Origin of the sequence: Erwinia sp. E_sp_B01_1 (assembly GCF_036865545.1) — a bacterium.
Classification (GTDB): domain Bacteria; phylum Pseudomonadota; class Gammaproteobacteria; order Enterobacterales; family Enterobacteriaceae; genus Erwinia.
The window spans coordinates 3,605,582-3,620,018 of sequence record NZ_CP142208.1 but is presented as its reverse complement, the minus strand read 5'-3'; the positions used below and the strand labels follow the sequence as shown (position 1 = coordinate 3,620,018).

The window sequence follows — 14,437 nt, the reverse complement described above, 5'->3', positions numbered from 1 at the left end:
GCTACTGTGATGACCGCTGTCAGGTTATCGGGCGGGCATTTATCCAGCCCCTGAGTTAATAAGAGAATAAAAAGTGGCGAAGAATATCCAGGCTATCCGCGGTATGAATGATTACCTTCCTGCGGAAACCGTAGTATGGCAACGCATTGAGCAGATCCTCAAACAGGTGCTGGCCAGCTATGGCTACAGTGAAATCCGCCTGCCGATTGTAGAGCAGACCCCGTTATTCAAACGCGCTATCGGTGAAGTCACCGACGTGGTTGAAAAAGAGATGTACACCTTTGACGACCGTAACGGCGAAAGCCTGACGCTGCGTCCGGAAGGAACGGCAGGCTGCGTGCGTGCCGGTATCGAACACGGTCTGCTGTACAATCAGGAACAGCGTCTCTGGTACGTTGGCCCCATGTTCCGCTACGAGCGTCCGCAGAAAGGGCGCTATCGCCAGTTCCATCAGATGGGTGTTGAAGTGTTTGGCCTGCAGGGGCCGGACATCGATGCTGAACTGATCATGATGACTGCCCGCTGGTGGAAGGCGCTGGGCATTGCCGACCACGTAAGCCTGGAATTGAACTCCATCGGCTCACTGGAAGCGCGTGCAAATTACCGTGATGCGCTGATCGCCTTCCTTGAGCAGCATCAGGATGTGCTGGACGAAGATTGCAAGCGTCGCATGTACACCAATCCGCTGCGGGTGCTGGACAGCAAAAATCCTGAGGTTCAGGCGCTGCTGAATTCTGCGCCGGAACTCAGTGACTATCTGGACACCGAGTCGCGTGAACATTTTGCGGGCATGTGTCAGTTGCTGGATGCGGCGGGTATCGCTTACAAAGTTAATCAGCGCCTGGTGCGCGGTCTGGATTATTACAACCGTACGGTCTTTGAGTGGGTAACCACCAGCCTGGGTTCACAGGGCACCGTATGTGGCGGAGGCCGTTACGATGGTCTGGTTGAGCAACTCGGTGGCCGTGCCACGCCAGGCGTTGGTTTCGCCATGGGCCTCGAACGTCTGGTGCTGCTGGTTCAGGCAGTTAACCCGGAATTTGAACCGACGCGCATTGTCGATGTCTATGTTATCGCTTCGGGGCAGGGCGTGCAGTCTGCGGCCATGTTGCTGGCCGAACAGGTTCGCGATATGGACCCCTCACTGAAACTGATGACCAACTTTGGCGGCGGTAACTTCAAGAAGCAGTTTGCCCGTGCAGACAAGTGGGGCGCTCGCGTGGCACTGATGCTGGGTGAAGATGAAGTGGCCAAAGACCAGGTAACAATTAAAGATTTGCGCAATGGCGAGCAACAGACGCTGGCGCAGCGTGATGCTGCAGCAACACTGGCAGCGATGTTGAAATAAGCCTTAGCGGTATCGCGGTTTTAAAGGAGAAGGTTTGCGTGGAAGTCTATAGCAACGAAAACGAACAGGTAGATGCGTTACGCGGCTTTTTTGCCCAGAACGGTAAAGCGCTGGTGGTCGGCGTGATTATTGGGATTGGCGCACTGACGGGCTGGCACTACTGGAGCAGCCATCAGGATGGCAGCAGCCGTGAAGCCTCTGCGGCTTATCAGCAAGTCTCAGGCGCGCTGGACAGCAGCAAGCCAGCCACGCTGGAAGCAGCGGCGAAATTTGCCAGTGAAAACAGCAACACCTATGGTGCGCTGGCTTCTCTGGATTTGGCTAAGCGTTATGTCGACAGCAACCAGCTCGATAAAGCGGCCAGCCAGCTGCAAAGCGGTCTGAAAGATACTAAAGACGCTAACCTGCAAGCCGTACTGAATCTGCGCCTGGCGCGTATTCAGGTTCAGCAGAAAAAAGCTGACGAGGCGGTGAAAACCCTCGATGCCATCAAAGGTGATGGCTGGACGGCAATCGTAGCGGACGTACGCGGAGAAGCCCTGCTCAGCAAGGGCGACGCGAAGGGCGCGCGCGAGGCCTGGAGTAAAGGCATCGCTTCTGACGCGTCTCCGGCGCTGAAAGAGATGCTGCAGATGAAAATGAATAATCTACCCGGTTAAATTCCGCGGTATAAAATTGCCTCCACAGGCTCAAGAGGGATTTCATGGAATTGCGTAAGATACTTCTGCCGGGACTGATTTCAGTCACTTTACTCAGCGGATGTTCATGGTTCAGCGGCGAAGAAGACGTGGTTAAAATGTCACCGCTGCCAAAAGTCGAAAATCAGTTTACCCCGGAAAAAGTCTGGAGCACCTCAGTAGGGGATGGTGTGGGTGATTACTACTCAAACCTGCATCCGGCCTGGGCAGAAAGTACCGTTTATGCCGCCGATCGTCATGGCATCGTGAAAGCCCTGAATGCGGGCGACGGGAAAGAGCAGTGGAAAGTGGATCTCTCTGAGAAAACGGGCTTCTTCTCCCGCAACCGTCCTGCGCTGCTTTCGGGTGGCGTAACCGTTGATGCAAGTCAGATCTACATTGGCAGCGAACGTGGTCAGGTTTATGCATTGAGCACCAGTGATGGTTCCGTTACCTGGCAGACTAAAGCTGCCGGTGAAGTGCTTTCCCGTCCGGTCGTCAGCGATGGCCTGGTGCTGGTTCATACCAGTAACGGCATGCTGCAGGGTCTGGATCAAACCAGCGGCGTGGTGAAGTGGTCGGTAAATCTGGATGTGCCTGCGCTGTCACTGCGTGGCGAATCGGCCCCTACCGCAGCCTTTGGTGCCGCTATTGTGGGTGGTGATAATGGCCGCGTCAGTGCGGTAATGATGAACCAGGGCCAGATTATCTGGCAGCAGCGTATTTCTCAGCCTAGCGGCGCAACAGAGATCGATCGCCTCTCGGACGTGGATACCACGCCGGTAGTGGTTAACGGTGTTGTTTATGCCCTGGCTTACAATGGCAACCTGACCGCGATGGATCTGCGTTCTGGTCAGATTCTGTGGAAGCGTGAAATCGGTTCTGTTCACGATCTGATCGTAGACGGTGGACGTATCTACCTGATCGATCAGGATGACCGCGTAGTGGCCCTGAATACGGAAGGTGGCGTGACCATCTGGCGCCAGAGCGATCTGCTGCACCGTAACCTGACTTCACCGGTGCTTTATAATGGCTACCTGGTTGTAGGTGATGCCGAAGGTTATCTGCACTGGATCAATACTGACGATGGTCGCTTTGTTGCTCAGCAGGATGTGGACAGCTCAGGCTTCCAGACCGAGCCAGTGGTAGCCAGTGACAAGTTGTTAATTCAGGCAAAGGGTGGCGAAGTTTACGCGTTCACCCGCTAATTTCACCGCTCTGACTTTGCTCTGCAACGGCTCCTGATTCGTCAGGGGCCGTTTCGTTTTTCTCCGGGCGTGGTATTCTTACGCCTTCAGCGCGTGCATCAGCACTTTATTTGTCATACATGTCTATTCTGTATGAGGCGCTTAATTTTTTGTAATGAGGCTTCAATATGGTACCTGTGGTCGCGCTTGTCGGGCGTCCCAATGTGGGAAAATCCACCCTGTTTAACCGTTTAACGCGCACCCGAGATGCGCTGGTGGCGGATTTTCCTGGGCTAACGCGTGACCGCAAGTATGGTCGTGCGGAAGTTGAAGGGCAGGAGTTTATTTGCATCGATACCGGCGGTATTGATGGCAACGAAGAAGGCGTGGAAACGCGCATGGCTACCCAGTCTCTGCTGGCAATTGAAGAAGCGGATATTGTGCTGTTTATGGTCGATGCCCGTGCCGGCCTGATGCCTGCTGATAAAGCTATTGCCCAGCATCTGCGCTCGCGTGAGAAACCCACCTTCCTGGTGGCGAATAAAACCGACGGCATGGATCCTGATTCTGCCGTAGTCGATTTTTATTCCCTGGGCCTGGGCGAGATTCATGCGATTGCTGCTTCTCATGGCCGTGGCGTCACCAGCCTGCTGGAAGAAGTTCTACTGCCATATCGGGAAGATGAAGCAGAAGCGGTACCTCTCACAGATGAAGAAGCTAACGCGGCCTACTGGGCTGAGTTAGAGGCGGAAGAGAAGGACGAAGCAGAAGCGGCGCAAGCCGAAGATGACTTCAACCCGCTGGATCTGCCGATCAAACTGGCGATTGTGGGTCGTCCAAATGTGGGTAAATCCACGCTGACCAACCGCATTCTGGGTGAAGATCGTGTGGTGGTATTTGATGCCCCCGGCACCACCCGTGACAGTATCTATATCCCGATGGAACGCGACGATCGCGAGTACATCCTGATTGATACGGCCGGTGTGCGTAAGCGCGGCAAGGTTACCGAAACCGTTGAAAAATTCTCGGTGATCAAAACGCTGCAGGCTATTGAAGATGCAAACGTGGTGATGCTGGTGATTGATGCCCGTGAAGGCATCTCCGATCAGGATCTGTCACTGCTGGGCTTTATCCTCAACAGCGGACGTTCGCTGGTGATTGTGGTTAACAAATGGGATGGCCTGTCGCAGGAAGTACGTGACGAAGTGAAAGAGACGCTGGACTTCCGTCTGGGCTTTATCGACTTCGCCCGTATTCACTTCATCTCTGCCCTGCATGGCAGCGGCGTGGGTAATCTGTTTGAATCGGTAACCGAAGCTTATGACTGCTCAACGCGTCGTGTCAGCACCTCTCTGTTGACCCGCATCATGCACATGGCCGCGGATGACCATCAGCCGCCGCTGGTTCGTGGTCGCCGCGTGAAGCTGAAATATGCCCACGCTGGTGGATACAACCCACCTATCGTGGTTATCCATGGTAATCAGGTGAAAGATTTGGCGGATTCTTACAAACGCTACCTGATGAACTATTTCCGTCGTTCACTGGAAGTGATGGGTACGCCTATCCGCATCCAGTTTAAGGAAGGGGATAACCCGTATGAAGGGAAACGCAACCTGCTGACCCCGAACCAGCAGCGTAAGCGCCAGCGTTTGATGAGTCATTTAAAGAAAAACAAACGTTAATACCTGAGGGGCCTGATGGCCCCTTTTGTTTATTCCATTCATGCAGATATAAGCCGCTTTATTTATTCCTTCTATTATTATTACTCCTGCTCTTTGACGTTTTTCTTCGCGTTTTACCTCTCTTTTTTCATCGTTAAATTCCTTTCTTTGTATCAGCTACAATGAATAATTGTGAACCTGAACTATTCACAGGCGTTTTTACCCTGCCCGGTAAAAAGGCTGGAAGTGTGAAGTTTGTTAAGTTTGTGTTTATTTATTTACGAACCACATGGTACACTTTTTCGGTTATCTGCGGGCCTCAGTCGCGTTAAAGTGGCGTCAGCCCTGGCCTAAGGTGACAAATGACGGGAGCAGCCCGTATCGAATTGTTAATGAGTGTAGTGACTTAAGTAGATTGATCATTTCTCTCAGATCCAGAAGCCAGCCGGTTTCAGGGGGCAGAGAAAATGAAGTTCGTGCTTAAGCCCTATTTTATTCAGGAGTATTTTTACCATGTCTCAAACGAATGCCCGGCCGTCAAAATGGCTGAGCTTGTGGTGCGTTGTGCTGGGCTTAGTATTACTGGCGACCGGCCTTTTCTTTGTGATTGGTGGTGGGAAACTGGTTTCACTGGGCGGCAGCTGGTATTTCGTGATTGCCGGCGTGTTCACCGTCCTTTCCGCTATTCAATTCTTCCGCCGCAAATCCTCCGCCGTGATTATTTTTGCGCTGGTGTTTATCGGCTCGGCCATCTGGGCCGTGCAGGATGCCGGCATCGATTTCTGGCCGCTGGTATCACGTCTGATGACCCTGGCAGGTTTACTGCTGCTGGCGCTGATTACCCTGCCTGCCTTGCGCAAGCGTGAAGGTAAATCTTCTGCTGCCAAACCCGCTTACGCCGTTTCCGTGGTACTGGTTGCTGGCCTGCTGGTGACGCTGTTCCAGATGTTCCAGCCTCACCCAACCGTGGCTGACGGTCAGGAATTGCCTCTGGTGCCGGTTGCAAAAGACCAGCAGCAGAAAAACTGGGATAACTACGGCAACACGCCGGAAGGTAGCCGTTTTGTGGCACTGGATCAGATTACCCGCGATAACGTGAAAGATCTGAAAGTAGCCTGGACTTTCCATACCGGAGACATTCCTGAAAGCCCAACCGGCAACGGTGCGGAAGATCAGCAAACGCCTTTGCAAATTGGCAACGTGCTCTATCTGTGTACGCCGCACAATAACGTGATCGCGGTTCAAGCCGATACGGGTAAAAAGATTTGGGAACACGTGGTCAATGCACAGGCAGAAGTCTGGAACCGTTGTCGTGGTCTGGCCTATTTCGATGCCACTAAACCGCTGACTCAGCCTTCCGCTCCTGGTTCTACACCAGTGCCGCAGGCGACGCTGGCCGCTGGTGACACCTGTCAGCGCCGTTTGCTGATGAATACCATCGATGCGCGCCTGATGGCGATCAATGCCGATAATGGCGAGCTGTGCCAGAACTTCGGCGACCACGGCGTGGTTGACCTGAAAGCGGGCCTGGGCGAAGCGCAGGATCCAAAATATCAGCTGACCTCTGCGCCAACCCTGGCTGGAACTACCGTGGTAATTGGTGGCCGCGTAGCGGATAACGTCCAGACCGATATGCCTGGCGGCGTGATTCGCGGTTTCGACGTGATCACCGGACAGATGCGTTGGGCATTTGATACGGGCAACGACGATCCGAATGCAAAATTGCAGCCGGGCCAGGACTATGCCCGCAGTACGCCTAACTCCTGGGCTCCGATGTCCTACGATCCATCCATGAACACCGTGTTTATGCCAATGGGAAGCTCTTCGGTAGACCTGTATGGCGCAACGCGTACCGCGCTGAACCATAAATATGGCGCTTCTGTCCTGGCTGTTGATGCGACTACCGGTAAAGAGAAGTGGGTTTATCAGACCGTCCATAACGATCTGTGGGACTTTGACCTGCCGATGCAGCCAAGTCTGATCGACTTCCCGATGAAAGACGGCACCAGCAAGCCAGCCGTGGTCATCGGCACCAAAGCGGGGCAGATTTTCGTGCTGGATCGTATGACCGGCAAGCCGCTGACCGAAGTCAAAGAAGTTCCGGTCAAAAAAGGCAACATCCCGGACGAGCAGTACACCCCAACGCAGCCTAAGTCTGTAGGTATGCCGCAGATTGGCGCAGAAACGCTGAAAGAGTCTGATATGTGGGGCGCGACGCCGTTCGATCAGCTCGCCTGCCGTGTGGCCTTTAAATCGATGCGTTATGACGGTTTGTATACCGTACCGGGCACTGATAAGGCGCTGAGTTTCCCAGGCTCGCTGGGTGGTATGAACTGGGGCAGCCTCTCTACCGATCCGAACAATCACTATATCTTCGTTAACGATATGCGTCTTGGCCTGTGGGTGCAGATGATCCCGGCTAATACTGGCGCTATCGCACGCGGCAGTAATGGTGGTGAAGCTATCAATACCGGTATGGGCGCTGTGCCGTTAAAAGGGACGCCTTTTGCCGTCAACAAAAACCGCTTTATGTCTCCGCTGGGCATCCCTTGCCAGAAGCCGCCGTTTGGTACGCTTTCTGCCATCGATCTGAAAACGCAGAAGATGGTGTGGCAGGTTCCGGTTGGCACCGTGCAGGATACCGGTCCTTTTGGTATCAAAATGCGTGCGCAGATGCCGGTTGGTATGCCTACGCTGGGCGGTACGCTGGCAACTCAGGGCGGACTGGTGTTTATCGCGGGAACGCAGGACTACTACCTGCGCGCCTTCGATACCTCTACCGGTAAAGAAGTCTGGAAAGCCCGTCTGCCAGTAGGTAGCCAGGGCGGCCCAATCAGCTACGTTTCTCCAAAAAATGGTAAGCAGTACATCCTGATCAGTGCTGGCGGCGCACGTCAGTCACCGGATCGTGGTGACTACGTGATTGCTTTCTCACTGGATAAATAAGCTTTGAGGGGAAACCCTGACGTCTGACAGCTAAGCCCCTCAGCAACGGAGGGGCTTAGATTACTGACAAAGTGCAGACTCCCACCGCTTCGGAGTTTGTAAATAGTCTGAGCCCCTTCGGCAATGAAGGGGCTTTTTTTATGGTTTGTTCCCGCCGGGTGACAGGGCAGGTGATGCTAATGATTCAGGATGCGTCTGATGCAGAAGGCGCTACTGCCCCTCCTTCCACAACTCAACCAGCTCTGGTGGAGCCTGCTCCTCAGGAATAATCAGCACGATATTGCCCACCTGCTGCGAGGTGGCATAGCTGATCTCAATACGAAAATAACGTTGATCGCCCTGGCCTGCGCGGTTATCCGCTCCTGGAGGTTCGCCCAGTGAGATCGCCTGACGCAACACGCTACAGACATGTTCACGCTGAGGCAGGCTGAGCTGCGCCAGGGCGATCCTTCTGGGGCCAGAGAGTTTGGGGATATAGGCAAACCCACCTTCGCGCGCCACGTCGATAACCGCATCGTCGCTGAGTTCCGGTAATGCGTTCATGATAATACGCCGACCTCTCTCCAGGCATCCTCTATGGCCTGTCCAACCGCCTTATTAAACCGCTTCTGTCCGTGTTGTATCGTAAACCCGGCAAAGGTTTTGAAGTCGGCATCCTGCGGCAGCGTTTTATCGCAAACGGTGTCGTACCAGGCGTAGCCCGCCAGTTCCCAGGCATAACCGCCCAGCGCTTTCGCAGCGAGATAAAAGGCATGATTGGGAATACCAGAATTGAGGTGAACGCCGCCATTATCTTCGCGGGTCTGGATATAGTCCTGCATAGTCGCAGGTTGAGGATCTTTGCCCAGCAGGGGATCGTCGTAAGCGGTGCCGGGGGCTGACATCGAACGCAGCCCTATACCGTTGATGCCTTCAGCCAGCAGCCCTTCACCAATGATCCAGTCAGCCTGGTCGGCAGTCTGTTTCAGGTGGAACTGCTTCACCAGTGAGCCAAAGACATCCGACAGCGATTCATTGAGCGCGCCAGCCTGTTCGAAGTAGATAAGTCCCGCTTCGGTCTCTGTGACGCCATGCGCCAGCTCATGGCCCACCACATCCATCGCAATGGTAAAGCGGTTAAAGATTTCGCCATCGCCATCCCCGAAGACCATCTGCTGACCGTTCCAGAAAGCATTCTGATACTCCTTGCCGTAATGCACTGTTCCTTTCAGCGGCAAGCCTTTGTTGTCCAGGGAGTTGCGTTGGTATACCTGCCAGAAGAGATCGTAAGTGAAGCCTAAATAGTCATAGGCTTCGGTGACTGCCACATCGTTATTGTCGGGCTGGCCTTCACTGCGCACCAGCGTTCCCGGCAGGTTCTGGGTCTGAGCCGAGTCGTAAATTTCCCGCTGCACAACACCCGGCACGGTGGTTGGGGCGGCTTCGGGTTTTATCAAGCTCTCAGCCATCAGCGACTGGACATGCGTCAGGGTTTGCAGCGCACAACTTTGCTGATGGCCGGAACCGTTATCAACAATATTGCGCAGTATATAGGGGGGAATGATGCCATAGCGCATAACAGGCTCCCTGGTCTTGGGTAAGTGTCAGGGAAGTATAGTCGCCATCAAGCGGAAGGGCAGGGATTAAACCCTTACTTTCCAGGTGGTCAAATTGTCATTCAGAGTTGCCATACTTCGGCCTGACGGGGAGGGAGAGGATCGTCAGGCCGTGAGGAGTTAATCAGAGCTCTTTTTACTCGCGCGTGTTTTTTTAACTGGCGTGATCGCGGTCACTTCACTCTCTACCCAGCCATCGTCCAGACGGGTTTTCAGCGTATCCCCGGTCTGCAACTGACGGGTCTTTTTCACCACCTGACCATCTGCCGCCGTAGTCACGCTGAATCCTCGTGCCAGGGTAGCCAAAGGACTGACGCCTTCCAGCTGGGCGGTCAGGGTGGAAAATTGCTGTTTACCGCCGTTGAGCTGCGTCTGCATTGCCTGCTGCAAACGATATTGCCATTGCTGCAGTTGCTGCTGTGAGCGGTGAATGCGGGTCTGCGGCTGAATCGCGCTCAGACGCTGCTCAGCGCGTTCCTGCCGATGAGTAGCCTGACGCACCCTTAGCTGGATTGCGTCGTCCAGGCGGCGTTGCAGGCGCATCAGCGAGGTCTGCTGCCGTGCCAGGCGTAACTGAGGGTGTTGCTGCTGAAGGCGATGCTGCAAACGGGTGTAAATGCGGTTCTTCTGGGCGAGGAAATAATCCATCGCCATCTCCAGCCGGGTTTGCTGTGACTGCAACTGGCGCAGCAGCTCAATCTGGTTGCGGCTGACCAGTTCCGCAGCGGCTGAGGGGGTAGGCGCACGCAGATCGGCAACAAAATCGGCAATGGTCACATCCGTCTCATGCCCTACGGCGCTGACGATGGGGATGCGGCTGGCATAAATGGCGCGGGCGACGCGCTCATCGTTAAAGCTCCAGAGATCTTCCAGCGAACCACCGCCACGGCCTACAATCAGCACGTCGCACTCGCCACGGGCGTTAGCCACTTCAATTGCGCGGACAATGCTTGCCGGAGCATCAACACCCTGAACCGGGGTAGGGTAAATAATGACAGGCAATGAGGGATCGCGGCGGTGCAATACGCGCAGCACGTCATGCAGGGCTGCACCGGTGGAGGAGGTGATGACCCCAACCTGATGCGCCGGATCGGGAAGCGCCTGCTTGTGACTCTGTTCAAAAAGACCTTCACCCTGCAACTTCTGCTTGAGCTGCTCAAACTGCTGTTGCAGCAACCCTTCACCAGCCGGGTGCATACTCTCGGCAATCAGCTGGTAATCCCCCCGCGGTTCGTACAGCGTAATGGTCGCCCTGACCAGAATCTGCTGCCCGTTTTGCGGACGGAAAGAGACCCGGCGATTGCTGTTGCGGAACATCGCGCAACGCACCTGGGCGCCGTCATCTTTTAAGGTGAAATACCAGTGGCCGGAAGAGGGCTGGGAGAAGTTGGAGATTTCAGCACTCAGCCAGACCTGGCCCATTTCCATCTCCAGCAGCTTTCGCACTGTGGTGTTCAGACGGCTGACGGTAAAAATATTGGCATTTGGCGGTAGCGACATGTGATGAAGATCAAACTTTAAATCAGAGGGTTAATTGACCGATACTACAGTCCTTACTGGAGGGATCAAGAACTTTTCGTAAATAATGCTGGGCGCAATCGATTACGGCCTGTATAATGCCGCGGCAATATTTTACAAGTTCTCATTCACCCTGAGGTTGAGATATTGCCATGCTAAGAATCGCTAAAGAAGCCCTGACATTTGACGACGTTCTGCTCGTTCCTGCACATTCCACTGTGTTACCCAACACGGCTGACCTCAGCACCCAGCTTACCAAAAACATCCGACTGAACATTCCTATGCTCTCTGCTGCCATGGATACCGTGACCGATTCACGCCTGGCTATCGCACTGGCGCAGGAAGGCGGCATGGGCTTTATCCACAAAAACATGTCTATCGAACACCAGGCAGAAGAAGTTCGCCGGGTGAAGAAGCATGAAAGTGGAGTGGTTACCGATCCGCAGACCGTTCTGCCGACCACCGCCCTGAGCGATGTGAAAGCGCTGACCGAACGTAACGGCTTTGCCGGTTACCCGGTCGTTAACGGCGAAAACGAACTGGTCGGGATCATCACCGGCCGTGACGTGCGCTTTGTGACCGACCTGAGCCTGCCTGTTTCTGCCGTAATGACGCCTAAAGATCGTCTGGTTACCGTGCGTGAAGGTGAAGCCCGCGAAGTCGTGCTGCACAAGATGCACGAAAAGCGTGTGGAAAAAGCGCTGGTGGTGGATGACAGTTTCCATCTGCTGGGCATGATCACCGTTAAAGACTTCCAGAAAGCCGAGCGTAAACCTAACGCCTGTAAAGACGAGCATGGCCGTCTGCGTGTGGGTGCTGCTGTAGGCGCTGGCGCGGGTAACGAAACGCGTGTGGATGCGCTGGTCGCTGCGGGCGTTGACGTGCTGTTGATCGACTCTTCACATGGCCATTCCGAAGGCGTTCTGCAACGTATTCGTGAAACCCGTGCTAAATATCCTGACCTGCAAATCGTGGGCGGCAACGTCGCTACTGGCGCTGGTGCTCTGGCACTGGTTGAAGCGGGCGTGAGCGCAGTGAAAGTCGGTATCGGCCCAGGCTCAATCTGTACTACCCGTATCGTAACTGGCGTTGGTGTTCCACAAATCACCGCAGTCTCTGATGCAGTAGCGGCGCTGGAAGGCACCGGTATCCCGGTTATCGCTGATGGCGGCATCCGCTTCTCTGGCGATATCGCTAAAGCTATCGCGGCTGGTGCTTCCGCCGTGATGGTCGGTTCTATGCTGGCTGGTACCGATGAATCTCCTGGCGAAATCGAACTCTACCAGGGTCGCTCTTTCAAATCCTACCGTGGCATGGGTTCTCTGGGCGCGATGTCCAAAGGCTCTTCAGACCGCTACTTCCAGACCGATAACGCAGCAGACAAACTGGTGCCGGAAGGGATTGAAGGTCGCGTGGCTTACAAAGGCCTGCTGAAAGAGATTGTTCACCAGCAGATGGGCGGCCTGCGCTCCTGTATGGGTCTGACCGGCTGTGCTACTATCGACGACCTGCGCACCAAAGCGGAATTTGTCCGCATCAGCGGCGCCGGTATTTCGGAAAGTCACGTTCACGATGTGACCATCACTAAAGAATCCCCGAACTACCGCATGGGTTCGTAATACCCCAGCATTATCCGCCCGGCTCAGCCGGGCGTTTTACTCCTTCTCCCTGAATTTGATATATCGCTCTGGAATAGCCCAATGACGACGGAAAATATTCATAAACATCGCATTCTGATCCTTGATTTCGGCTCGCAGTATACGCAGCTGGTGGCACGCCGCGTGCGTGAACTGGGCGTCTACTGTGAACTCTGGGCGTGGGATGTCACCGAAGAGCAGATCCGTGGGTTCAACCCGAACGGCATCATCCTGTCAGGTGGCCCGGAAAGTACCACTGAACACGCCAGCCCGCGTGCGCCAGATTACGTCTTTAACGCCGGTGTTCCAGTGCTGGGTGTGTGCTACGGTATGCAGACTATGGCTATGCAGCTGGGCGGCAAAGTGGAAGGCTCTAACGAGCGTGAATTCGGTTATGCGCAGGTTGAAGTGGCAGTGAAAAGTGCCCTGACCCGCGATATCGAAGACTCACTGAGTGCAGAGGGTAAACCCTTGCTGGATGTGTGGATGAGCCACGGCGACAAAGTGTCGGCTATCCCGTCTGACTTTGTTACCGTAGCCAGCACCGAAAGCTGCCCGTTTGCGATTATCGCCAATGAAGAAAAACGTTTCTACGGCGTGCAGTTCCACCCGGAAGTGACCCACACCCGTCAGGGTCTGCGTCTGCTTGAGCGTTTTATCCGTGATATCTGCCAGTGCGAAGCGCTGTGGACGCCTGCGAAAATCATTGAAGATACCGTTGAACGTCTGCGTGAGCAGGTAGGCAACGACAAAGTGATTCTGGGCCTCTCTGGCGGCGTGGACTCTTCCGTGACCGCGATGCTGCTGCACCGTGCAATTGGCGACCGTCTGACCTGCGTATTTGTGGACAACGGCCTGCTGCGTCTGAACGAAGCTACCCAGGTTATGGACATGTTTGGCGACCACTTCGGCCTGAACATCATCCATGTGGAAGCGGAAGCTCGTTTCCTGGATGCGCTGGCGGGTGAAGCAGAGCCGGAAGCAAAACGTAAAATCATTGGTCGCGTCTTTGTGGAAGTGTTCGACGAGCACGCTACGGCTCTGCCAGGCGTGAAATGGCTGGCACAGGGCACCATCTATCCGGATGTGATTGAATCTGCCGCTTCTGCCACCGGCAAAGCGCACGTGATCAAATCACACCACAACGTGGGTGGCCTGCCGAAAGAGATGAAGCTGGGTCTGGTTGAGCCGCTGAAAGAGCTGTTCAAAGACGAAGTGCGTAAAATCGGTCTGGAACTGGGTCTGCCGCACGACATGCTGTTCCGTCACCCGTTCCCGGGTCCGGGTCTGGGCGTGCGCGTACTGGGTGAAGTGAAGAAAGAGTACTGCGATCTGCTGCGCCGTGCTGATGCAATCTTCATTGAAGAACTGCACAAAGCCGACCTGTACAACAAAGTCAGCCAGGCCTTCACCGTGTTCCTGCCAGTGCGTTCTGTAGGCGTGATGGGCGATGGCCGTAAATACGACTGGGTTGTTTCACTGCGTGCAGTGGAAACCATCGACTTTATGACCGCACACTGGGCGCACCTGCCATATGAATTCCTGGGCCGCGTCTCTAACCGCATCATCAACGAGATCAACGGCATCTCCCGCGTGGTTTACGATATCTCCGGTAAACCACCAGCGACGATTGAGTGGGAATGATTTTGCTGCCGGGTTAGCCTGGCAGTAATAGGTTCAGGGTGGAAACAATCAGGCTGGCCCGGTATGAACCAGTAAGTCACCTTCTGAAGCCCGCTTTAAGAACTGTACCCCAAAAGTTGGAAACCCAACTGAGTAAGGTGCAGTTTTTTTGGGGTGGTATTGGCTATAAGCAATTGGGAACGGCAGGCTGGTAGGTCACGGCGGTCAGTTATTAGCTTCTCAAG

At 54.6% G+C, this 14,437-nt stretch carries 10 protein-coding genes; 7 read left to right on the top strand and 3 right to left on the bottom strand.

Annotated elements, in window-relative coordinates; genetic code table 11:
- Window positions 1-73 precede the first annotated feature (73 nt).
- From hisS to VRC33_RS16925, 5 genes are all read left to right on the top strand, one after another.
- Window positions 74-1,348: a histidine--tRNA ligase gene (hisS, locus tag VRC33_RS16945; RefSeq protein ID WP_338557498.1), complete on the top strand. Its 1,275-nt coding sequence runs from the start codon at window positions 74-76 to the stop codon at window positions 1,346-1,348.
- Window positions 1,349-1,386: 38 nt separating this feature from the next.
- Window positions 1,387-2,007: a YfgM family protein gene (locus VRC33_RS16940; RefSeq protein ID WP_338557497.1), complete on the top strand. Its 621-nt coding sequence runs from the start codon at window positions 1,387-1,389 to the stop codon at window positions 2,005-2,007.
- Window positions 2,008-2,051: 44 nt separating this feature from the next.
- The gene (gene bamB, locus VRC33_RS16935) at window positions 2,052-3,233 is read left to right on the top strand and encodes an outer membrane protein assembly factor BamB (protein WP_338557496.1); all 1,182 of its coding nucleotides are present in this window, start codon (window positions 2,052-2,054) and stop codon (window positions 3,231-3,233) included.
- Between the two features lie 167 nt (window positions 3,234-3,400).
- The gene (gene der / locus VRC33_RS16930; RefSeq protein WP_338557495.1) at window positions 3,401-4,894 is read left to right on the top strand and encodes a ribosome biogenesis GTPase Der; all 1,494 of its coding nucleotides are present in this window, start codon (window positions 3,401-3,403) and stop codon (window positions 4,892-4,894) included.
- A 492-nt stretch (window positions 4,895-5,386) separates the two neighbouring features.
- The gene (locus VRC33_RS16925; protein ID WP_338557494.1) at window positions 5,387-7,819 is read left to right on the top strand and encodes a membrane-bound PQQ-dependent dehydrogenase, glucose/quinate/shikimate family; all 2,433 of its coding nucleotides are present in this window, start codon (window positions 5,387-5,389) and stop codon (window positions 7,817-7,819) included.
- 210 nt (window positions 7,820-8,029) lie between these two features.
- Here VRC33_RS16925 and VRC33_RS16920 read toward each other — a convergent pair whose 3' ends face one another.
- The 3 genes from VRC33_RS16920 to xseA form a co-directional block, all read right to left on the bottom strand.
- Complete coding sequence (locus VRC33_RS16920; protein ID WP_338557493.1) at window positions 8,030-8,362, bottom strand: protealysin inhibitor emfourin; 333 nt, start codon at window positions 8,360-8,362, stop codon at window positions 8,030-8,032.
- The gene (locus VRC33_RS16915) at window positions 8,359-9,375 is read right to left on the bottom strand and encodes a M4 family metallopeptidase (protein WP_338557492.1); all 1,017 of its coding nucleotides are present in this window, start codon (window positions 9,373-9,375) and stop codon (window positions 8,359-8,361) included. The genes VRC33_RS16920 and VRC33_RS16915 overlap by 4 nt, the downstream gene beginning before the upstream one ends.
- A 159-nt stretch (window positions 9,376-9,534) precedes the next feature.
- Window positions 9,535-10,914, bottom strand: a complete 1,380-nt coding sequence (gene xseA / locus VRC33_RS16910) for an exodeoxyribonuclease VII large subunit (protein ID WP_338557491.1) — start codon at window positions 10,912-10,914, stop codon at window positions 9,535-9,537.
- A 170-nt stretch (window positions 10,915-11,084) separates the two neighbouring features.
- On the opposite strand from xseA, the gene guaB reads away from it, so the two are divergent.
- Together guaB and guaA are read left to right on the top strand one after the other, a co-directional pair.
- Complete coding sequence (gene guaB, locus VRC33_RS16905; protein ID WP_338557490.1) at window positions 11,085-12,551, top strand: IMP dehydrogenase; 1,467 nt, start codon at window positions 11,085-11,087, stop codon at window positions 12,549-12,551.
- 81 nt (window positions 12,552-12,632) lie between these two features.
- Window positions 12,633-14,213 carry a glutamine-hydrolyzing GMP synthase gene (gene guaA, locus VRC33_RS16900; RefSeq protein ID WP_338557489.1) on the top strand — a complete coding sequence of 527 codons (1,581 nt, stop codon included), beginning with the start codon at window positions 12,633-12,635 and terminating at the stop codon, window positions 14,211-14,213.
- Window positions 14,214-14,437: the final 224 nt, after the last annotated feature.

Coding starts and splice junctions, on each gene's coding strand:
- bamB (WP_338557496.1), top strand. CDS start 2,052: ATGGAATTGCGTAAGATACTTCTGCCGGGACTGATTTCAGTCACTTTA.
- der (WP_338557495.1), top strand. CDS start 3,401: ATGGTACCTGTGGTCGCGCTTGTCGGGCGTCCCAATGTGGGAAAATCC.
- VRC33_RS16925 (WP_338557494.1), top strand. CDS start 5,387: ATGTCTCAAACGAATGCCCGGCCGTCAAAATGGCTGAGCTTGTGGTGC.
- VRC33_RS16920 (WP_338557493.1), bottom strand. CDS start 8,362: ATGAACGCATTACCGGAACTCAGCGACGATGCGGTTATCGACGTGGCG.
- VRC33_RS16915 (WP_338557492.1), bottom strand. CDS start 9,375: ATGCGCTATGGCATCATTCCCCCCTATATACTGCGCAATATTGTTGAT.
- xseA (WP_338557491.1), bottom strand. CDS start 10,914: ATGTCGCTACCGCCAAATGCCAATATTTTTACCGTCAGCCGTCTGAAC.
- guaB (WP_338557490.1), top strand. CDS start 11,085: ATGCTAAGAATCGCTAAAGAAGCCCTGACATTTGACGACGTTCTGCTC.
- guaA (WP_338557489.1), top strand. CDS start 12,633: ATGACGACGGAAAATATTCATAAACATCGCATTCTGATCCTTGATTTC.